Annotated in this window: 17 protein-coding genes; 14 read left to right on the top strand and 3 right to left on the bottom strand. The window is 59.2% G+C overall.

All coding sequences use genetic code 11. The annotated features are described in order from the left end of the window. The first annotated feature begins 250 nt into the window (after positions 1–250). Positions 251–976, top strand: coding sequence for a hypothetical protein (locus EV286_RS26600; RefSeq protein ID WP_165932953.1), 726 nt, complete (start codon positions 251–253; stop codon positions 974–976). A 56-nt stretch (positions 977–1,032) separates the two neighbouring features. Here the strand turns inward: EV286_RS26600 and EV286_RS26595 are convergent, their stop codons facing one another. After that, positions 1,033–1,947 carry an NAD(P)-dependent oxidoreductase gene (locus EV286_RS26595; protein ID WP_132960208.1) on the bottom strand — a complete coding sequence of 305 codons (915 nt, stop codon included), beginning with the start codon at positions 1,945–1,947 and terminating at the stop codon, positions 1,033–1,035. 95 nt (positions 1,948–2,042) lie between these two features. Between EV286_RS26595 and EV286_RS26590 the strand changes: the two genes are divergently transcribed. The 11 genes from EV286_RS26590 (at position 2,043) to EV286_RS26540 (ending at position 14,368) form a co-directional block, all read left to right on the top strand. Next, positions 2,043–3,041 (top strand): 4-hydroxythreonine-4-phosphate dehydrogenase PdxA, encoded by a 999-nt coding sequence (locus tag EV286_RS26590; RefSeq protein ID WP_165932952.1) that lies wholly within the window; start codon positions 2,043–2,045, stop codon positions 3,039–3,041. A 124-nt stretch (positions 3,042–3,165) separates the two neighbouring features. After that, positions 3,166–4,605 carry an aldehyde dehydrogenase family protein gene (locus EV286_RS26585; protein ID WP_132960204.1) on the top strand — a complete coding sequence of 480 codons (1,440 nt, stop codon included), beginning with the start codon at positions 3,166–3,168 and terminating at the stop codon, positions 4,603–4,605. A 38-nt stretch (positions 4,606–4,643) separates the two neighbouring features. After that, the gene (locus EV286_RS26580; RefSeq protein ID WP_132960202.1) at positions 4,644–5,756 is read left to right on the top strand and encodes a zinc-binding dehydrogenase; all 1,113 of its coding nucleotides are present in this window, start codon (positions 4,644–4,646) and stop codon (positions 5,754–5,756) included. Positions 5,757–5,782: 26 nt separating this feature from the next. Next, complete coding sequence (locus EV286_RS26575; RefSeq protein ID WP_132960200.1) at positions 5,783–6,970, top strand: CoA transferase; 1,188 nt, start codon at positions 5,783–5,785, stop codon at positions 6,968–6,970. Next, entirely contained in the window at positions 6,967–7,881 is a 915-nt protein-coding gene (locus EV286_RS26570; RefSeq protein WP_132960198.1) for a CoA ester lyase, read from the top strand. The genes EV286_RS26575 and EV286_RS26570 overlap by 4 nt, the downstream gene beginning before the upstream one ends. A gap of 4 nt (positions 7,882–7,885) precedes the next feature. Continuing rightward, on the top strand, positions 7,886–8,821 hold the full coding sequence (locus tag EV286_RS26565; protein WP_132960196.1) for a LysR family transcriptional regulator: 936 nt from the start codon (positions 7,886–7,888) through the stop codon (positions 8,819–8,821). 298 nt (positions 8,822–9,119) lie between these two features. Further along, positions 9,120–10,442 (top strand): extracellular solute-binding protein, encoded by a 1,323-nt coding sequence (locus EV286_RS26560; RefSeq protein WP_165932951.1) that lies wholly within the window; start codon positions 9,120–9,122, stop codon positions 10,440–10,442. A 76-nt stretch (positions 10,443–10,518) separates the two neighbouring features. After that, entirely contained in the window at positions 10,519–11,490 is a 972-nt protein-coding gene (locus tag EV286_RS26555; protein WP_165932950.1) for a sugar ABC transporter permease, read from the top strand. A 31-nt stretch (positions 11,491–11,521) separates the two neighbouring features. Then, positions 11,522–12,382, top strand: coding sequence for a carbohydrate ABC transporter permease (locus EV286_RS26550; RefSeq protein ID WP_348633584.1), 861 nt, complete (start codon positions 11,522–11,524; stop codon positions 12,380–12,382). A gap of 8 nt (positions 12,383–12,390) precedes the next feature. Beyond that, positions 12,391–13,581, top strand: coding sequence for a sn-glycerol-3-phosphate ABC transporter ATP-binding protein UgpC (gene ugpC / locus EV286_RS26545; RefSeq protein WP_132960190.1), 1,191 nt, complete (start codon positions 12,391–12,393; stop codon positions 13,579–13,581). Between the two features lie 64 nt (positions 13,582–13,645). Next, entirely contained in the window at positions 13,646–14,368 is a 723-nt protein-coding gene (locus EV286_RS26540) for a GntR family transcriptional regulator (protein WP_165932949.1), read from the top strand. A 28-nt stretch (positions 14,369–14,396) separates the two neighbouring features. Here the strand turns inward: EV286_RS26540 and EV286_RS26535 are convergent, their stop codons facing one another. After that, entirely contained in the window at positions 14,397–16,181 is a 1,785-nt protein-coding gene (locus tag EV286_RS26535; protein ID WP_132960186.1) for a DUF5060 domain-containing protein, read from the bottom strand. A gap of 191 nt (positions 16,182–16,372) precedes the next feature. Here EV286_RS26535 and EV286_RS26530 point away from each other — a divergent pair, with 191 nt between their 5' ends. After that, entirely contained in the window at positions 16,373–17,263 is an 891-nt protein-coding gene (locus tag EV286_RS26530) for an amidohydrolase family protein (RefSeq protein WP_132960184.1), read from the top strand. Positions 17,264–17,393: 130 nt separating this feature from the next. On the opposite strand, the gene EV286_RS26525 is transcribed toward EV286_RS26530, so the two are convergent. Beyond that, positions 17,394–17,924, bottom strand: a complete 531-nt coding sequence (locus EV286_RS26525; RefSeq protein WP_132960182.1) for a response regulator — start codon at positions 17,922–17,924, stop codon at positions 17,394–17,396. 1,024 nt (positions 17,925–18,948) lie between these two features. On the opposite strand from EV286_RS26525, the gene EV286_RS26515 reads away from it, so the two are divergent. Then, on the top strand, positions 18,949–19,347 hold the full coding sequence (locus tag EV286_RS26515; protein WP_132960180.1) for a DUF1236 domain-containing protein: 399 nt from the start codon (positions 18,949–18,951) through the stop codon (positions 19,345–19,347). Positions 19,348–20,124 lie beyond the last annotated feature (777 nt).

Below are 20,124 nucleotides of genomic sequence, written 5' to 3'. Positions count from 1 at the left end.
GACTGATCGGAGTGGTGGCCTTTAACGTTTGAAAATCCCGGAAGACATCGCAGAACTACGCGAGGACCAATTTCACCGAGGTTTGCACGGCAACTGAATCGGCCGAGTGCGAGCAAATTCTATGTCTCTCCGGCCTGTTATAGCGCCGAGCTATACCATGACTTGGAAAACGCTAGTTGAATGGATGCTCTGGCACATGCGAGCCTACACCACATGCTGTGACCTGAGGCATAATGAGGAGGAGATTCCCTTGAGTATCAGTAAGGAAACACTCGAAATACTGCGAAAAGTCCGGACTTCCGACGTGACCGATGCACTCGATTCGCTCGGTCTCATGAATACATACGAAATGGATCCACGCATCCGGCCACTATTTCCGGGTGTCTTCTTTGCCGGTATCGCTTCCACGGCCGAGTACCGGGTCATCAACAATCCTCTTCCAAGCCTCGCTTACGAAGAGTTCGACGAGCGCCAATACAAGAAGGGGCCAGATGGCAAGGCTGCGCCTGACGCGCTATGGAGCGGCGGGCATCCGATGGGAGCGGTCGACGAGGTGCAGGTCATCGACACGAAGCAGTCTCGCTGTGGGCTATTGGGTTCCAACAATGTGCTCGACGCGAAGGTCAAAGGCACCGTGGGTTTCGTCATCGATGGCGCTTGCCGCGATAGTGGCGAGTGCATCGGGCAGGGCTCGCCGGTTTTCTCTGCGGTGCGCTCCATGCGGCACATGGCCGGCCGGCTCATCCTGGCGTCGGTCAACCAGCCCATCAATTGCGGCGGTGTACTTGTCAACAACGGGGACGGAATTATCGCCGACGACGATGGGGTCGTCGTCGTTCCACAGGCGCACGCGGAGGAAATAGCGAAGCGCGCCTGGCTGGTGCAGGACAAGGACCGTCGACAGCGGCGTGCCTTTTACGACAAACTCGGCATGGCCTTTGACAAGACCGTGGAATTGGAAGAGCGCCCCTGGTAGTGCGGGGAGTCGGTCAACCGGACCCGTTTGATCGTCGGACGGGTGCGGCTTTTAGGCTAACGGACATCCTTGTCCGCAACGAGATCGTCGAGATAACTCTGGTAGATCGAGGCGGTCTCACGCTCGCCATTGCCTTTCTCGACATAGGTGCTGAACCGTTGCCGGGCTGCTTCTACCAGCAGCAGATCGAGACCCAGTCGCCTGGCTTCGCTCGTCACATTTTGAAGATCCTTAAGCATCTGGCTCGCCCTGCTGGCGGGTGGGAGGAAGGCGCGCTCAAGCATTTTGGGATAAGCGTAGTGTAGCATGGTGCTATCGGCATGACCGCCGGCGAGACATTCCGGAATACGTTCCGCGTCGATGCCGCCTTCCTCTGCCAGACGCAGGACCTCGGCCATCAGCACGTAGCTGACGCCACTGATGGCCTGATTGATAACTTTTGTCATCTGGCCGGCGCCGGTTAGGCCCATGCGGGTGACATTGGCTGCATAGGAGGTAAAGAGCGGCCTTGCGACGTTGAACGCGGCATCCTCGCCACCTGCCATAATGGTTAGGCGTCGTTCTCGCGCAAAGGCAGGTCCGCCGGAAACCGGCGCATCGACCCATGCCATTCCGCAGCGCTTCTTCAACTCCTTCGCCATGCTCTCTGTAGGTATCGGCATCGTCGTCGAGTGATCGATCAAAAGCTTTTCAGGTGAACCGGCCTCGACAACGCCACGGGCTCCAAACGTCACCGCTTCAACGGCGTGTGTATCCAATACGCAGAGCATCACGATATCGCTGTGCACGGTTACCTCGGCGGGCGTGGCCGCGATGCGGGCGCCGCGTTCGGCAAAACCCGCCAGCACTTCGGTCTCGCGATTCCAGACGGTCAGGTCGTGACCATCAGCCATCAGCATTTCGGCCATGGCACTGCCCATAAGCCCGAGCCCGATGAAACCTATTGATCTACCCTCTTTTCCTTCAGCCATTGCCAACCTCCCAATTGCACATTGTAAAATTAATAATTACAAAAACCCTCATTGTCACGCTGCCGGGTCCTGGCATGAGGGAGGCTACGCAGATCATGAACAAGGTACTGGCTCTGACCATGGGCGACCGCTACGGCATCGGTCCGGAGCTTGTGGCGCGGATGATCGACGAACCTCCGGGAGAGGCGGGCGTTGCCTTGGTCGTCATCGGAGACCCGCTGGTCCTTGAACATGGATGCGCCATCGCGGGTGTCACGCCCGAATTGCGGCGGCTCGACACCCTCGCCCAGGCACGCCGCAGGGATCCCACGCCGGCATTTGTGCCGCTGCCATTTTCGGCTCCCGTCGGCTTGCCGGGTCATGTATCGGCGGCAGCCGGCCGCGAGGTCCTGGATACGTTTGCTCATATCGCGGCCGCCGCTCGATCGGGCCAGATTGATGGCCTTGTCTATGCCCCCCTCAACAAGCAGGCGATGCGCGATGGCGGCCACGACGGCGGCGACGAGGCGGCACTGTTTTCACGCCTCCTTGGTGGCAGCGCTGGCGAAATCAACATGCTCGGGGATGTGTGGACCTCTCGCGTCACCTCGCATGTGCCGCTCTCGCAAGTGGCAGGCCTTGTTACGCCATCGGCAGTGAGTCGCGGTATCCATCGCATGCACGACTTTCTGCTCGGCATCGGGATCGAGCATCCCCGGCTTGCGGTGTCAGCGCTCAATCCGCATGCCGGCGAGGGAGGAGCATTCGGGCGGGAGGAGATCGATGTGATTGCTCCCGCAATCCTCGCCGCCAGACAATCTGGCATCGATGCCGAGGGACCTTTCCCCGCCGACAGCGTGTTTCCTCATGTCCTCGAGGGCGGTTATCATGCGGTGGTCACGATGTACCATGATCAGGGTCAGATCGCACTCAAGCTCCTGGGACTGGGCCGCAGTGTTACCGTGATTGCCGGCCTGCCTATCCCCATTGCCACTGCTGGTCATGGCACGGCGTTTGATATCGCCGGCAAGGGCGTCGCCAGACAGGATGGCCTGGCCGCTGCGATTGCCGTATGCACCCGTATGACCATCGCGAGTGGACCTCTGCTCGGCTAGCGGCTATCAACGATCCATATAGCTCCCTTTGGTATTGACTATTTGTCTGATAGCTCCGGCAGGTGATACTTGCTTGCGTGATCAGGGCAACCTGTCCGGATCTGCAAAGACAGGGTGGAGCGGCATGGGTTCGAACGAAATGCTGATAGGCGGCAAATGGCAGTCCGCCGTCTCGCGTGACACCATTCCGATGTATTCTCCGAGCGACGGCAAGGAGATCGGCCACATCGCGCGCGGCACCGCCGTCGACGTGGACAAGGCCGTTGCGGCGGCACGTCGCGCCTTCGATGGCGCCTGGGGAAACATGGCGGCACTCGAGCGGGGCCGGCTTATGAGCAGACTGGCTGCCTTGATCCTCGATCACCACGAGGAACTGGCGCAGATTGAGGCGGCTGATACTGGCAAGCCCCTGACGCAGGCTCGCACCGACGTTACGGTCTGTGCCCGCTACTTCGAATTCTACGGCGGCGCCGCCGACAAGTTGCATGGCGAGACGATCCCCTATCTCAACGGCTACCAGGTGATCATCCTGCGCGAGCCACGCGGGGTGACGGGTCACATCATCCCCTGGAATTATCCGATCTCGATGTTCGGGCGCACCCTGGGGCCTGCACTCGCCGCAGGCAATACGTCGGTATTGAAGCCTGCGGAGGAAGCATGCCTGGGTATAATGCGGCTTGCCGAGATTGCAACCGAGGCAGGCTTTCCCGACGGGGTGATCAACGTTGTGACGGGCTATGGCGAAGAGGCCGGGGCAGCTCTCTCCGTTCATCGAGGCATTGATTTCATCTCCTTTACCGGCTCACCTGAAATTGGAACGCTGGTCCAGACGGCGGCGGCCAGAAACCATATCCCCTGCATGCTCGAGCTGGGTGGCAAGTCGCCCCAGATCATCTTCGAGGACGTCAACTATGAAGCCGCGATCGAGGCGGTGATAAAGGCTATCGTGCAGAATGCCGGCCAGACCTGCTCGGCAGGGAGTCGCGTCCTGCTGCAGAGATCGATCTATGAAAGCTTCATGCGGTCGCTTTCGCAGCGCTTTTCCCGCGTCCGTGTTGGTTCCCATACGGCCGACCTCGATTGCGGTGCAGTGATCAGCCGTCAGCAGAAGCAGCGGGTGGAGAGTTTCCTTCATGGCGCACGTGACAGCGGCCTGGAGGTCGTTGCGACAGGCATGCTGGACAAGAGTGCTGATCCGAACGGCTACTTTGTCACCCCGACATTGTTCGGGCTCGTTCCAGAGGGCAATGACCTGGCGCGAGAGGAGGTGTTCGGTCCGGTGCTGGCGGTGGTCCCTTTCGATGATGAGACTGATGCGCTGAGGATCGCCAACGGGACCGATTTCGGTCTCGTCTGCGGCATATGGACTGAAAACGGCGCACGGCAGATGCGGATGGCAAAGCGCGTTAAAGCCGGGCAGGTCTTCATCAACAGCTATGGTGCCGGCGGAGGCGTGGAGTTGCCATTCGGCGGCGTGAAGAAGTCCGGTCACGGCCGCGAAAAGGGCCTTGAAGCACTGCGCGAATTCACCGTTGCCAAGACCGTGGTGTTTAACCACGGCTGACGCGGATTTCTCGTTCTCAACCCGAAAGTCTGTATGCCATGTGTGCTATTCCTTCGTTCTCCCGCGCAGCCGTGCTGCGTCGTTTCCGCGATCCACTGAAGATCGAGGAAGTGCCTGTGCCGAAGGACGTGGAGCCCGGAGCCATCCTGGTCAAGACGGAAGCATGCACACTCTGCGGCACGGATGTACATCTGTGGCAGGGCTCGCTGGCGCTCAAGGTCGATCTGCCGGTCATCATCGGCCACGAGATGGTCGGCCGGGTGGTCAAGCTGGGGCCGGGCGCCGAAAAGGACAGTGCTGGCACTGTCCTAAGAGAAGGCGACCGTATTGTCTGGACCCATACCGCTTGTGGCTCGTGCTACTACTGCACCGTGGCCCGGCAGCCGACCCTGTGCGAGAACCGCCGGGCCTACATGTACGAGAATATCGAGAAGCCTCCCTACCTGCTCGGAGGCTTTACCGAATACGGCTACGTATTGCCGCAATCTGGACGGTTCCGGGTGCCAGACGGCATGTCCAGCCCTGTGGCGAGCCTGTGCAGCTGTGCCTTCCGCTCGGTGATGAACGCCTATTCCAATCTCGGTGACATTCAGCCCCATGAAACGGTGATGATTCAAGGCTCGGGACCGCTGGGACTGCTGGCCGCGGCCGTTGCCTCTGTGGCGGGCGCCTCTCAGGTGATAATGGCCGGCGCTCCCGACGCGCGCCTGAAGCTTGCCGAGGATTTTGGAGCAACCGAGGTTCTATCGGTCGAGCGTACGACACCAGAGGAGCGGCTCGACGCAGTAAGGAAGCTGACAGAGGGGCGCGGGGCCGACATCGTCATGGAATTCACCGGGCAGCCAGGCGCTTTCAACGAGGGTCTCGATCTCGTTCGGCGCGGAGGGCGCTATCTGACCGTCGGGCAATTGAGCGAAGGTGAAACCACGATAAAGCCTTCGACCATCGTGAAGAAGAACCTGCGTCTCATCGGCTCGTTTTCCGGTGATGCCCGCTCCTACTGGCGAGCCCTGCAATTTGCCGATCGCTGGCGGGGACGCATTCCCTTCGAGAAGATGATCTCCAACAGTTTCACGCTCGAACAGGCCAACGAAGCCCTGGCAAGCATGAAGGCACTGAAGGAGATCAAGCCGGTAATCGAATTCCAATGAACAAGACACCGAGGCACCCACCCCATATGGACCACTTCGATCCTTCACGGAAGGGCCCGCTCGAGGGGATCCGCGTACTAGACATGTCGCGGCTGGTCGCCGGAAACATGGCGACGCTGGTCCTAGCCGACTATGGTGCTGACGTCATCAAGATTGAGCACCCCGACAAGGGCGACGACCTCCGTCGCTGGCTTGTGGACGACGTCGACGTCTACTGGAAGATCTATTCCCGAAACAAGCGCAGTATGACGCTCGATGTGCGGCGCGATCCTGATAGGCACGTATTCGAAAGACTTCTTGAGACCAGTCAGGTGCTCGTGGAAAATTTCGTGCCCGGGACGCTGGAGAAATGGGGCCTTTCTCCTGAAACGCTGCATGCAATGAACCCGAACCTGGTGATCCTGCGGATTTCAGGTTGGGGTCAGACGGGGTCATATCGCGAAAAACCGGGCTTCGGTACGCTGGTGGAGGCCATGTCGGGCTATGCCTCACTCAACGGTTGGCCCGACCGGCCGCCATTGCTACCTCCTTTGGCGATGGCTGATATGGTTGCCGGACTCTACGGTGCCTCGGCGACAATGGCTGCCGTTCGTGTCGTGGAAACCGGTAAGGGGCAGGGGCAGGTGATCGATCTGTCCCTTTTCGAACCAATCTTTTCGCTGATAGCGAGCGAGGCCCTGCGGTATCACCTGAGCGGTAGCGTAACGGCGCGTGCGGGAAATCAGGCCAGCCATACCGCGCCGCGCAACATCTATGAATGTGCAGATGGCAAATTCCTTGCGCTTTCCGGCTCGATGCAATCAATGGCGGAGCGCATCTTCGACACCATAGGACGACCGGAACTCAAGACCCATCCATCCTTTGCCACCAATGATGCGCGGGTCTGCAATCGGGACGAGCTTGATCGTATACTCGCTGACTTCATCGGCTCGCGTGATCTCGCCGGCAATCTCACGCTCTTTGAGGGTGCAGGCGTCACTGTTGCCCCGGTTTTGGACATGGGCGGCCTTCTGGTCAATCCATATGTCAATGAACGCGGTGTGGTGGTCTCGATGCCAGATGAGGAACTCGGGCCGATTCCAATGCACAACATTGTCCCGCGCCTGTCTCATACTCCAGGTGTATTCCGCCGGCCGGCACCACGGCTCGGCGAACACAGCCGGGAGATCCTTGACGAGATAGGTTGGTCCGAAACCGGAGAGCCGATGAAATGAGCCGGCATCTGCCAATCTGGCGTTCGATGCTGTTCGTGCCGGCCACCAGCGCCAGGCATGTTGAGAGTGCCCGGCGGCGTAATCCGGATGCCTTCCAGATCGACCTGGAAGATTCGGTGCCGCTGGAACGCAAAGCAGAAGCGCGAGCGGCCGTGCCGACCGTGGCCAGGCAGCTCGCCGGAAGGGGTGCTGACGTCGTCGTACGCATCAACCGGCCATTTCGCCTGGCGCTGCCGGACGTCGAAGCAGCGATCGGATCGGATGTCGATGCGCTCAACCTGCCCAAGGTTCCGGACGCCGCCTATGTCAGGGCAATCGCGGAAATTGCAGGCGAACTGGAGCGCGAACGGGGCCTTGCTCAGGGCCACACCCGTCTTCTCGCCATGATCGAAACCGCTGAGGGCCTGGCCAACATGGCCGAAATCGCCCGGGCCTCCGAACGGCTCGTCGCGATCACGATCGGCGCCGAGGACCTGTCGCTCGATCTCGGCATGGAGCCGGAGGCCGATGGCCTTTATATGCCGAATATGGACCTTGTGGCAAAGGCCCGGGCCGCTGGCATCCTGCCGATCGGATATCTCGGCTCGGTGGCGCAGTTCGCCGACCGCGCGGCTTTCCGTGCCGTGGTGCGGCGCTCGCGGGCACTAGGCTTTGAGGGCGGTTTCTGTATCCATCCCAATCAGATCGATATCCTGAATGAGGAGTTCAGTCCCACAGCGGATCAACTTGCCTTGGCGCTAAAACTCGTCGATGCTTACGATGAGGCACTAAGACAGGGCAGGGGCGCGGTGACGTTCAACAACAAGATGATAGACCAGCCCGTGGCAGATCGGGCACGGGCGCTCATTGCCAAGGGCGAGATGATAAGCCTCAAGGAACGACTGAAGGTAATCGCCGGGGCCTCGGGCTGACGCGATGGATTTGCGTGACCTTCGCTATTTCGTTGTCATTGCCGACTGCGGTTCGATCCTCGCTGCCTCGGAGCAATTGCATATCGCCCAACCTTCCCTGAGCATCCGCGTGAAGGCGTTGGAGCAGGAGCTTGGCGTCAGCCTGTTCGAGCGCCGGCCGCGCGGCGTGGCACTGACCAGCGAGGGGATGGAGTTGCTGAGCCATGCCCGGCAGATCCTGCATGCTGCCGAGACCGCGCGTGAGAGTGTGCGTCTCCACGCCAAGACGGCAGTAGGCACGGTCAATTTCGGTGTGCCGACCTCGCTCACCGCCGTACTCTGTGTACCCCTCGTGGAAACGATCCTTGCCGAATTGCCCGATGTACGACTGCGCGTAGTGGAATCGATGTCGGGCTATATTGTCGATTGGCTAAGGGAAGGCCGGCTTGATCTCGGGCTGGTTTTCGGCGTCAAGTCGATCAGTGGCGTGCAAGTGGAGCCCCTGATCGAAGAAGAGCTCTATCTCGCTGCCGACCGCATGGAAACGATCGCTCCCCTGCTCGATGAAAACGGCGAGGTGCCGCTCGATCGCCTGGCTGGCGTGCCGATGGTTTTGCCCACCCAGCATCATGGACTGCGACAGCTCTTCGACGAGACAGCCCAACGCAACGGTGTTGCAAGGGTGCCCCGCATCGAGATCGATTCCCTTTCCCAGATCCACCGGCTCGTGCAGCGCAATATGGGTATGACTGTTCTGTCGCGCGCAGCCTTGTACGATTCCCTGCTCGACCCACCACTGGCAAGTGTTCGTATTTGTTCGCCGGCCATCACGCGCACGGTATCGATGGCCTACAGCGAAAGCCGCCAACTGACCAAAGCAACGCGCGAGGTGGCCAAACGAATTCACGCCATCCTGCGCGAAAAGGCTTCCTCATCGATCTGGAAGGCAAAGGTGCTGTAAGGTCGGAGCATTTCCAGAAGCTATAATGTTCTTCTATAGATCACGTTGAAAAACGCTAGTTGCGCATATCGAGGCTCGCATGTGAGGGTTGGAGACCAGGCGGTCGGTTGATCCCATAGAGTCGCTGGCTGACGGAACGGTAGTTGCAGATGCGGGTCGGGAGGAGCCGTGCCGCAATCTGTCGATGAACGAGAAGCGCCGAGGTCCGCTGCGATCGCGACCGTGCGAGTCTCGCAATATGCCCGCGCAGAATCGCATGCCGCGCCACTGCGGCGCTTTCATTTGGGAGGATGAACGCATGTCATTAAAGCTCGCCGGCCATAGTGGTTTCCGCATCGGCCTTGCCGCAATAATAAGCGCCTTGACGCTCAGTATCTTTGTCCCGCCCGCCCTGGCGCAGGATCTTTCCGGCAATTTCCGCTTTACCTGGTGGGGCGCAACGACGCGCAACCAGAAGACCGAAGAGATAGCCAAGCTTTTCGAGGCAGCCAATCCCGGGGTCAAGATCAGCCGGGAGCCCGGCGAATTCAATTCCTATTGGGACAAGCTGACCGTGCAGTCGGCCAGCGGCAATCAGCCCTGCGCCATCACGATGCAGTCGCGATGGCTGGCTCAGTACGCGGATCCTGCGATCCTGCGACCCCTCGATGATCTGGTCGCCGACGGTACTCTAGACGTAAGCGGTGTGGAAAAGACCGTGCTCGATACTGGCCGCGGCCCGGACGGCAAACTCTATTTCATCCCGAGCGGCGTCTTCTACTTTACGCTGCTGATGAACAAGACCCAGATCGAGGCGGCCGGGCTGAAGGTGCCACCTGCAGACTGGACCTGGGATGACTATGCGAAATTCGTGGCCGATCTTTCCGCAAAGCTGCCCCAAGGCACATACGCCACCGGCAATCTCGGGCAGGCCATGGACGGCTTTACCAACTTTGTCCAGGGAAGCGGGGAAGTCCTCTTCAAACCCGACGGTACCATCGGGGTCAGCAAGGATACTATTGCGCGCTATTTCACCTATTGGGAAAGTCTCCGCAAGGCGGGCGATACCGAGCCTGCTGACATGATGTCGGAAATTCCGGACAACATCATCGACGACACGTTGCTCGCCAACGGCCGTATCGCTGTCGATGCCCGCCCCGCCAATCAGCTTGACGCACATCAAAAGCAGCTCGCCGCCGCAAAGCCCGGCGAGGAGCTCGTACTCCACCCCTATCCGAGAGGCTCTGCCGGGCCCGGCGACGATATCGGCGCTAACGGCTTTGCCATCGGAGCCAACTGCAATGACGATTCTGCCAAGCTCGTCGCTGCATGGTCGAATTTCTTCCTTCAGAACGAACAGGCCGCAGACATTTACCTGTCGGACAACGGAGTGGTCACCGTCGACCGTTTTCGAGAAAAGCAGCTCAAGAATCCGAATGCCACGGCCGGCCAGCGCCAGCTGATCGAGGTCTACAATCAGGTCGCGCCACAGGCCAGGGCCGCCTTCTTTCCTGCCGGCGGCTATGCCGCGGTGGTCGAGGCGCTGACGACTGCCTATGAATCCGTGGCCTTCGGCCGAGCAACGCCCGACGATGCCGCAACCGCGATGCTCGACCAGATCGGGCGCCTGATCCGCGGCTAATCGATGTAAGCCGGTCGCGTCTCGCAAGGGCCGCGACCGGCCACCTTGTCTCGTTCACAGAGGTAGGCGCCTTGCGATGAGCCATACATCATTCCAGTCGCGGCTGGCCGGGTCTCCGGCCGCAGCCGCTGGGCCTATGCGAGTCATGCGGCGGTCGCGCCTGACGCCGCGGCAGCTTGAAAACCGGGCGGCCTACATGTTCCTTGCGCCATGGTTCGTCGGGTTGATCTTCATAACACTCGGCCCGACGCTGATCTCGCTCTACCTGTCGTTTACTCGCTACAACATTCTGAGGCCGCCACGTTGGGTCGGCTTGGAAAACTACATCGAGATGTTCACCCAGGACCCGCAATTTTGGGCTGCTGTGCGCGTTACGTTTTTTTTCGTGGGCTGGACGGTTCCGACCGTGCTTTTGATGTCGCTTGCGGTGGCTGTCGTTCTCAATCGCGGGCTTTCCGGCTTGGCGTTTTACCGCTCGATCTTCTATGTTCCCTCGCTGATAGGCGGAAGCGTGGCCATCGGCTTGCTTTGGCGCGAGGTGTTCGGTTCGCGCGGCATCTTCAATGACTTCCTCGGTCTTTTCGGCGCTGCAGGGCAGAGCTGGGTTGCCAATCCCGATACCGCTCCCTGGACGCTGGTCATCCTCAATGTCTGGACATTCGGTTCGGCAATGGTGATTTTCCTGGCCGGCCTGCGCCAGATTCCGGCCTCCCTTTATGAGGCCGCCTCGATTGACGGTGCCTCCGCCTGGATCAAGTTCCGGCGGATAACGCTGCCTCTGCTGACGCCGGTCATCTTCTTCAACCTCATCCTGCAGATGATCCACGCCTTCCAGGCGTTCACGCAGTCCTACATCGTCTCCAATGGCACCGGGGGCCCGGCCGAGAGCACGTTGCTCTACACATTATATCTTTACAAGCGCGCCTTCGTTCAGCTCGACATGGGGTACGCCTCCGCCATGGCCTGGCTCCTCCTTGTCGTCATCGCGACTTTCACCGGCTTGCTCTTCTGGTCCTCCAAGTTCTGGGTTTACTATGGCGACGATTGACCAAGATCATTCAGCTCCTTCCCGCCGCGCGATGAGAATCCGGAGCCGCTTTGGCAGGATCTCGCCGATGCGGGCCTTCTTTGCACACCTCGCGCTGATCTCTCTGGCCTTGGTGATGATCTATCCGGTCATCTGGATGATCGTCTCGTCCTTCAAGCCACAGAACGAGATATTCGCCGAGCTGAGCTCGCTGCCCACGCGCTGGACGCTGGAGAATTATGCAAACGGATGGAACTTCTTCGGCAATGTCACCTTTGGCGCGTTTTTCATCAATTCCTTCATCATCTGTGCCCTCTCAGTTCTGGGCAACGTCATGGCGGCATGCCTTGCCGGCTATGCTTTCGCCAGGCTCCATTTCCGCTGGAAGGGGTTCTGGTTTGCCATCATGATCGGATCGATCATGTTGCCGATTCATGTCCAGTTGATTCCTCAATACATCGCCTTCGTGAAGATCGGCTGGGTCAACACCGTCCTGCCGCTGGTCGTGCCCAAGTTTTTGGCCACGGACGCCTTCTTCATCTTTCTTATGGTGCAGTTCATGCGCACCCTGCCTCGGGAACTCGAGCAGGCGGCGATGGTCGATGGCGCCTCCTACTGGCAGCGCTTCACCCGTATTATCCTGCCTTTGTGCACACCGGCCATCGTGACTACCTCGATCTTCACCTTCCTCAATACATACAACGACTTCCTGGGACAGCTCATCTACCTGTCCGGTCTTGAACGCATGACGGTTCCGCTGGGACTGCGCATGTTCGTGGATTCGGGTGGTGGCCAGTCGTCGTTCGGGGGCATGTTCGCGATGGCTGTGCTCGCCATCGGCCCCGTCCTCGGATTTTTCATCGCTTCGCAACGCTACCTCGTCCAGGGCGTTGCCACGCAAGGTTTCAAATAGGATCCGCCATGGCAAAGGTCGTTCTCGACAATCTTACCAAGCAATATGCCCACGGCTACATCACGGCGGTGAACAAGCTCAGCGTCGATATCGCCGACGGGGAATTCCTGGTCCTCGTAGGTCCGTCCGGATGCGGCAAATCCACGGCTCTGCGCATGATTGCGGGGCTTGAGGAAATCAGCGGTGGCACCGTTGCCATCGACGGCGAGGTGGTCAACGAAGTCCATGCAAAGGATCGCGACATTGCGATGGTGTTTCAGAACTACGCGCTCTACCCGCATATGAGCGTCTATGACAACATTGCCTTTGCCCTCCAGATAGCAAAGGTGCCGCGCCAGGAGATTGATCGCAAGGTCACGGAAGTAGCCGGGATCTTGCAGCTTGAACCCTATCTCGGCCGACGGCCCGGTCAGCTTTCAGGCGGCCAGCGACAGCGCGTCGCCATGGGCCGGGCTATCGTGCGTCAGCCGTCAGTGTTCCTGATGGACGAGCCCCTCTCCAATCTCGACGCCAAGCTCAGGGTGCAGATGCGCTCCGAGATAGCCCGCATCCAGGATCGTCTCGGCACTACGACCATCTACGTCACCCACGACCAGGTGGAGGCCATGACGATGGGTGACCGCGTTGCACTGATGAAAGATGGCGTGCTCCAGCAGGTGGACACACCTTCAAACATCTATGGCCGGCCGGCCAACATTTTCGTTGCCTCCTTCATCGGTTCGCCCGCCATGAACCTTTACCATGCCCAGTTGGGGGAAAGGGGCGCGGGAGGGGCTAGCCTCAAACTAGGCTCGCGAAGCCTGCAGGTGACAGAAAGCGTATTCCAGCAGCGACCCGACCTTGCTCGTCATGCAGGCGGCGAGGTGATTGTCGGAATGAGACCCGAGGACATGGAGGACCTGGCACTTGTGCCCGGCCATCCGCCCGACCAGACGATAACGGCCGATGTCTACCTCTCCGAGGCACTGGGATCGGACAATATCGTGCACTTCAATCTCGATGCGCGTGTGGCGGAGGTCATCGATCCGGACACGCTTTCGGATATTTCGAAGTCGCTCGACGGCGGCAGCAGTGCGTGCGTGGCCCGGTTCGATGCCAAGTCGACTGTCAGGACGGGTGAGCGTGTGAGGATAGCGGTGGATTGCGCCAGGCTGCATTTCTTCGACGCTCAGAGCGGTCTTGCCATTTGGGGCGATTGAAGGAACTATCTAGGCGGTCGGCGCTGCCTGCGGCGGCCCGATGCCGTTGTGGAAAGATGAATTCATGGAGCCTATCCGACGCCTCTCGATGCACGAGGAGGTCCTCCTGCGCATCCGCGAGATGATTGTCCAGGGAAGCTGGACACCGGGCGAGGTCATTCCGGAACTCGAAATCAGCAACGCACTGCAAGTGTCCCGGACACCTGTTCGCGAAGCGTTGAAGGTGCTGATCGCCGAGGGCCTTCTCATCTCCCTGCCGCGTCAGGGTGCGATGATCAAGCTGATTACTCCGCAAGAAGCGCACGATGTCCTGGAGGCCACCGGCGAAATCGAGGCTGCAGCTGGCAGGCGGGCCGTCAAGCGGGCCACGGATGCCAAGCTTCGGAAGATCGACAAGCTCCATGAGCGCATGGTTCAGGCCTTCGACGCCGGCGAGCGTGCTGCTTACTTCACATCCAACCTCGCCATCCATCGGGCCATTGTCGAGGCGGGCGGAAATGAAGTCATGGCAACGTTGCATGGAACACTTGTCGCGCGCATGCAACGCATCCGCTACGCCTGCACCAACCTGCCCGCTAACTGGAAAGGCGCTGTCGACGAGCATGTGGAGATCATCGACGCTTTGCATGCGCGCGACGCTGATCGTCTGGCGCGAGTGCTGATCGCGCACATGGAAGGCGGTTGGCAGCGGGTGAGAGCCTTCGTCGTGGATGAAAATCGGGCGCCCGCATCGGCGCCACCGGCTCGCAGCGGCAGCATGCGCCGCCACGCCAATGCCGCCCGCTAAGCGGCGGACCGACGATTGCTTCTTCTTCTTAGAACGAGACGCGCTCGAGCATCAGACCCCAATCCTGCCTGTCCGGCAGCGCCGGCAAATGCAGGCTGGTATCGGCGCTGACGGTGACGATTCCGCCGGGCTCGCTCCATTGCCCCGAGCGCGGGTCGAACCATGTAAGCCGATAGCTTTCAGGTCCGGAAAAGCCGCGAAGGCGGATCGCATCGGCGCAATCGGGCTCGAAATAGAGCAGATACCAACTCCGGTCGGACGCACCGGCGGCATAGGCCCAGCCTTCATAGCCAAGATCTGGCCCATTGCGGGCGTTGGCCAGTGAATCAGAACACGGCACCAGAGCGCGATAGTCCGTGCCGCGTACGAAGGCGAAGGTCTTCAGATGCTGGACCGTCGCGCCGGAGCTCCATTTGAAGGCATCCCACATGAAAACGCGCGAACCCTCTTCGACCGCTGATTGCCAGATGCCTTCCGCGCCGTAAATATAGCCGGCGTAGCCGCCATTGAGCAGGCTGCCATACATCCCCGAGCGGACATAGGCGTCGTCTTCCGGGGTGTCGCCCTCCTTGCCCAGTGTGTAAGGCGTTCCGAGGTTATAAAGTCCCGAGTAGTATGGTTCACCGGCAAGCGCCGGTCTGGTGGGCTTCGAATGGTACATTTCAGCCATCCACCAGTAGGAATAGTGCTCGCGCGTGTTGCCCGTCTGATGCAGGTCGAGCCACCGACCGTCTTCACCAAAATTGGCCAGTGTCGAGGGATTGGAGTTGGCGCTGAGCAAGGTGCCGAACGGCGGGCGACCGAATTGCTCGATTACCGCATTGCATGGCTCATTGTATTCGTGCGCCGGAATAGTCTTGAGATAGTAATCGTAGTGGATGGGACTGAAGATGGCGTTTTGGGCCTGATAACGCGCAAACACGTACTGGACATAACGCACATAGGAATTTGGCCAGTCGTGGTATTTCTTCCATGCCGGTCCGGTATCGCGCCGGGCCACCTCGATGAAGGGAACAAAGCCAGCGTCATCGATACTCTCCATTTTCCGATCGAGGATTTTAAAGAATTCCGGATTGACGCGGTCATAGTCCGGAACGACCTCCTCAAAGCCGGGAACCTTGCCGGGAAACAGAAAGGGGCGGCCACCCTCGTTGTGCATGCTCATCGGGGAGCGGGAATTCGGTTTGCGCCAGGCATTGCGCAACAGGGTTCCTTCGTCATCATAAAGATCGGAATCAAAGCCATCGGTCGCCCAGGCGGGCATGGCAGCCAGCAATGCCACGCAATTGTATCCCTGACCCCGACGGAATTCGAGATAGTCGCGAACGTCGGCATCCGGGCCGATGGCATGGTGCCGCTCCCCCTGAGGCAGGGGGAACTTGAAGGTCGGCACCGACCACCAGGTATCTCCGATCAGGAAGAACGGTGTCCCGTCGGCATATTGCAGCCCGCGCCCGTCGGCCGATATTCCGATCATTCCGCGCCGGTTGGGATTGGCAGACACGTCGTCGGCAGTTTGAGGTTCGGCGAGGATACGACCGGATCGGCCATTGAGACCGATATCGGCGGTGTTGCTGTTCGAGAACCAGGTCCATTCGCCAACGCGCGGCGCCGTCAGACGTATGCAAAAAGCCCGACCGCCGTTCCAAAACCCGTAAACGCGCTTGCGAAAAGCCGGACCGGTGAGGTCGATCCAGACGGACACCTCCGTATAGGGCGACACGAAGTCGCCCGACGCCTCGAGCGATATCTCAAGCGGCTCCCATATTTTGGTATTGATGTTCCCGCCGATCGGCACATTTGTAAAAGCCATTGCGTCCTCCCGAGTCTGTAATTATTAATTGCAAAATACGTCTTATAAAGCAAGTAACTTCAGAGGCTTGTTTCTCATGAAACACGGGACGCACCAGAAAATTTTGCCTCTCGATCCATTGCACTTTTCGTTCCCGCCCAGTGTGGCATCATCGCCAGGCTCGGTTCGGCGTCAAAAACTAAGGTCCATCCATGCAGATCATCGATGCACACCATCATTTCTGGGATATCGAAAGAAATTATCTGCCATGGCTGTGCGACGAGCGCCCCGTCCTGTTCCGCTATGGCGACTACAGTGCGTTGAGGCGAAACTACATGCCTGCCGATTACCGGCGTGATGTGGGGCGCTTCGAAGTGGTTGGCTCGGTTTTTATCGAGACCGAGTGGGATCCAGCTGATCCAATCGGGGAGACGGAGTGGGTTGGACGGGTCGCTGCTAAGCACGGCTTGCCGAGCGCGATGGTGGCGCAGGCATGGCTCGATCGCGCTGATGCCGAAGAGGTGCTTGCGGCTCATGGCGCAAACCCGCTGGTTCGGGGCATTCGTCATAAGCCGAGGGCCGCGGCGGGTCCCGATCTTGCTGCCGCCGGCATCGTCAGTTCGATGACGGATCCGAGCTGGCGTCGAGGCTTTGCGATGTTGGCTCGCAACGACCTTTCCTTCGATCTGCAGGTTCCCTGGTGGCATCTCGGCGAAGCTCGGATGCTCGCTGATGATTTTGACGAGACTACCCTCATCCTCAACCATACCGGCTTGCCCTCCGACCGCAGCGCTGAAGCGCTCGCCCGATGGAGGGCGGCGCTTACGATGTTGGCGGGCGCTCCCAATGCCAACATCAAGATCTCCGGGATCGGCATCCCGGGACGCCCATGGACCGTCGCCGACAATCGATCAATCGTGCTTGATGCTATCGATGTCTTTGGGCCGGCAAGGGTGATGTTCGCGTCAAACTTCCCGGTTGATAGTCTTGTTGGCAGCTTCGAGACAATATTTGCGGGCTTCGACGAAATCACGGCCAACTTCTCGCAGGCGGAGCGCAAAGCAATGTTTTGTGAGAACGCAAGACGTATCTATCGTTTGTGAGGAGGGGTATGCCGGCGAGTTCCGCGGCCACACACCCCGGCCGACGCGAGCGACAATTGTTGAGCGCCGTGAAGCGCGATAGCTCCATGAAACGCTCGCCGCGTCCGCGTGGGAGTTCCGAACGCTCACACTAGGCCAGGAGTTCTTCAAGTAGTTTAATCAGGCTGTCATATTGATAAGGTTTCGGAAGGAATGCCACCCCGCTCGCAAGGTCGAAACGACCAAGGTGGACGTGGCCCGATGTAACCACCATCCGCGTTTTGGGTGAGCGCTCCCTTACGCGTGACACGAGTTGAAGACCGTCCATGGAACCCGGCATGTTGATGTCGGTAAACAGGGCGTCGACGGCCATCCGCCCCAGGAGAGCTAACGCCTCGTCAGCGTTGCCTGCCTCAATCACCTCGTATCCGGCTTGCTCCAGCGCATCTACCGTCGCGAATCTGATTAACGGTTCGTCATCGACGATGAGAATAGTTCTGGGACGCGGCGAGGTATCGTTGCTGCGCCTCTCTACGACAAGATCCATGGACATGTGTTCAAATTCTTCCCGCTCTGCGACAGCCAGTGACCAATGGTCTCGGTCGCGTCCATTTGGACCACCCTCTTGCTCCCAAATCTCGTGCGCGCGCCGACTGATCCAGTTGTAGCGATCCTCAAGCATCCGACACTATCTCCCGCATCCTCACAACGCTGCCGCGTGAGTTCTGTTCCGGACGACTGTTGAATTCACAGCCCGTAGAAGAACCCGCAAGAATGGACCTTCGACCTCGGGCCAATGGCTCGAGCCATCGCGAGCAAGGCGGCTTTTCGAAACGCGACAGGTCACCGCTAATACGGGAGACCCGCAAGCGTCTTCGCGTGTCGATTTTGTTGAAGGAGACAACCTGCTGGACGAGGCAAGGCGATGACAGCACTGCCTGGGAAGCCGATCGATTTCCGCACGCGACCGAAAGGGCTGCCGGAACGCTAGCGCCCGCGGGAAGTTAACCTATTCTAGCAACCGAACAAGGAGTGCTGACCGTGACAATATTGGTAGGCACGAGTCTAGTTATTTTCGGCATGCTTCTCCTCGTCTGGGAGGCACTCGCCGGACGGCCGCTCAGTGACCGCCATCGTGAATCGGCAAACGACACTATACCGACCCTCGAACCTCACGCTCAGGGTCTCGGGTTTCTGGGGATGACCAGGAATTGGGTAGGGCTGATATTGACGGCAGCGGGCGCAATGTTGTTGATCGCCAGTGCTTAGTGCCGGCATGACAGTCGTTGGGACCGTAATGGCCGTTAGAACTTCCATCGATCGATGGAGAAATGCGAAACACCACACTTAGCTCTTGCAGCGGACAGGTTGGTGGAAAGTAAGTCGCCGCTCACACTCGGTCGTTTGAACTTTAGCACGCGCGCGACTGCCACCAACGTTGCCGAAACTCCCATCAGCCGGGCCCCGGTTCGATGTCCCTTAGATTGACCCTTCTTGAATGAGGCAACGGCAAAGAGACAAGTTATTGAAATTAGTGACATTATCGCCAGGAAGTTATCCTTTGATGTCCTGCAGGAAAGTCGCGTCGCCTTCCTTACAAGAGCGATGTTTGTAACATCGGCTCATACAACGTGAAGCGATAGGAGGAACGAAGGGCGGTCCCAGAGGTTTTGTTGATACATGGCTCGAAAATGAAAGGAGTTGTCATGAAAACGAAACTGCTGATTGTTTCCGCCATTGCCTTGGGTTCCTTCGCAACGGCGGCGTCTGCTCAGAACGGCACTGTGACCGGCGCCGCAGGTGGTGCCGTGACCGGCGCAATCGTCGGAGGTCCGGTTGGGGCCGCCGTTGGCGGCGTTGCTGGCGCAATCGCGGGAACGGTGATCGACCCGCCGCCGCAGAAGGTCGTAACTTATGTCGAACAGCAACCGGTGTCCGCTGACGCAGTTGTCGTGCAAGAGCCGGTGGTGGTCGGCAAGCCGCTACCTCGCAACGTGGTTGTAACTCCTGTCCCGGATGATGATCGCTATGGATATGCTGTCGTCAACCAGCAGCGAGTGATCGTTGACCCGCACAGCTACAAGGTTGTGCAGATCATCAGGTAGACCGTCACAGAAGAAGGGAGTGGCGGCTGTCCGCCACCCCTTAGATTTCAATGAGGTGGCGTTCGGGTGCGCCATTACGACAGCCACTGACTAACCGGTGGCGATCAACATTGTGGCTCCTGCGGCCATTAATATGAGACCCGCCGTATTCCTCGTTAATCCCAAAAATCCGGTGCCCTGAGTATCGTTTGCCGCATTGCGGTAACGACTCCTGATGGGCTTTCGAAAGAGAACCTCCGAGATCAGGAGAAGCATGCCGAAAACGACGAGACTTAGGCCTACCAGGATCCTGTTCACGATAAGCCCTCCTTGTTCGATGACTAAATGGCACTTCCCACAATAACGAGCGCCCTTCCGCGCCTGCTTTCACATAAAATAATGATAATCCCGGCAGGCCCGCCTAGCAAACGGGGCTTTTCTCGTTAGGGATTCGGCTGGACCAGATTAGAGTTCTCCTTGTCGCCGTTTCACCTGTGCAGCCGACGAACTCGAGAACTTGGAGCCTTTGCGCAACGAAGGTGGGGCGCCCCAAACTAACTGGCTTTAGTGACGCGAGTGGAACACGGCCAAAAAGCCGCTGAGACGCTGTTGCTGGCACGAGCAACTCAACGCTTCGTTGTTGTCGAGCGAGCCGAAGAGGTTTACTTTGAGTTTGCCGTCGGGGAGCGACCTGGTTTACTTCGCGCCTGGGCAGAGGTGCGGCACTTTGGGAGGTCCCGCGCTCTTCCGCTCTCATATTGCGCCTTCAAATCGATCGACACCCCGCCAAGATCTTCG

It is taken from the genome of Rhizobium sp. BK251 (assembly GCF_004345245.1).
Classification (GTDB): domain Bacteria; phylum Pseudomonadota; class Alphaproteobacteria; order Rhizobiales; family Rhizobiaceae; genus Rhizobium.
Note: the sequence above shows the minus strand (reverse complement) of the source record. Positions and strands in the feature narration are given on the sequence as shown.

What these genes read in the sequence shown, in the direction of transcription:
- EV286_RS26535 (WP_132960186.1), bottom strand. Translation starts at nt 16,181, where the DNA reads ATGGCTTTTACAAATGTGCCGATCGGCGGGAACATCAATACCAAAATA.
- EV286_RS26580 (WP_132960202.1), top strand. Translation starts at nt 4,644, where the DNA reads ATGTGTGCTATTCCTTCGTTCTCCCGCGCAGCCGTGCTGCGTCGTTTC.
- EV286_RS26555 (WP_165932950.1), top strand. Translation starts at nt 10,519, where the DNA reads ATGAGCCATACATCATTCCAGTCGCGGCTGGCCGGGTCTCCGGCCGCA.
- EV286_RS26550 (WP_348633584.1), top strand. Translation starts at nt 11,522, where the DNA reads ATGAGAATCCGGAGCCGCTTTGGCAGGATCTCGCCGATGCGGGCCTTC.
- EV286_RS26570 (WP_132960198.1), top strand. Translation starts at nt 6,967, where the DNA reads ATGAGCCGGCATCTGCCAATCTGGCGTTCGATGCTGTTCGTGCCGGCC.
- ugpC (WP_132960190.1), top strand. Translation starts at nt 12,391, where the DNA reads ATGGCAAAGGTCGTTCTCGACAATCTTACCAAGCAATATGCCCACGGC.
- EV286_RS26540 (WP_165932949.1), top strand. Translation starts at nt 13,646, where the DNA reads ATGGAGCCTATCCGACGCCTCTCGATGCACGAGGAGGTCCTCCTGCGC.
- EV286_RS26575 (WP_132960200.1), top strand. Translation starts at nt 5,783, where the DNA reads ATGGACCACTTCGATCCTTCACGGAAGGGCCCGCTCGAGGGGATCCGC.
- EV286_RS26525 (WP_132960182.1), bottom strand. Translation starts at nt 17,924, where the DNA reads ATGCTTGAGGATCGCTACAACTGGATCAGTCGGCGCGCGCACGAGATT.
- EV286_RS26530 (WP_132960184.1), top strand. Translation starts at nt 16,373, where the DNA reads ATGCAGATCATCGATGCACACCATCATTTCTGGGATATCGAAAGAAAT.
- EV286_RS26595 (WP_132960208.1), bottom strand. Translation starts at nt 1,947, where the DNA reads ATGGCTGAAGGAAAAGAGGGTAGATCAATAGGTTTCATCGGGCTCGGG.
- EV286_RS26585 (WP_132960204.1), top strand. Translation starts at nt 3,166, where the DNA reads ATGGGTTCGAACGAAATGCTGATAGGCGGCAAATGGCAGTCCGCCGTC.
- EV286_RS26590 (WP_165932952.1), top strand. Translation starts at nt 2,043, where the DNA reads ATGAACAAGGTACTGGCTCTGACCATGGGCGACCGCTACGGCATCGGT.
- EV286_RS26560 (WP_165932951.1), top strand. Translation starts at nt 9,120, where the DNA reads ATGTCATTAAAGCTCGCCGGCCATAGTGGTTTCCGCATCGGCCTTGCC.
- EV286_RS26515 (WP_132960180.1), top strand. Translation starts at nt 18,949, where the DNA reads ATGAAAACGAAACTGCTGATTGTTTCCGCCATTGCCTTGGGTTCCTTC.
- EV286_RS26565 (WP_132960196.1), top strand. Translation starts at nt 7,886, where the DNA reads ATGGATTTGCGTGACCTTCGCTATTTCGTTGTCATTGCCGACTGCGGT.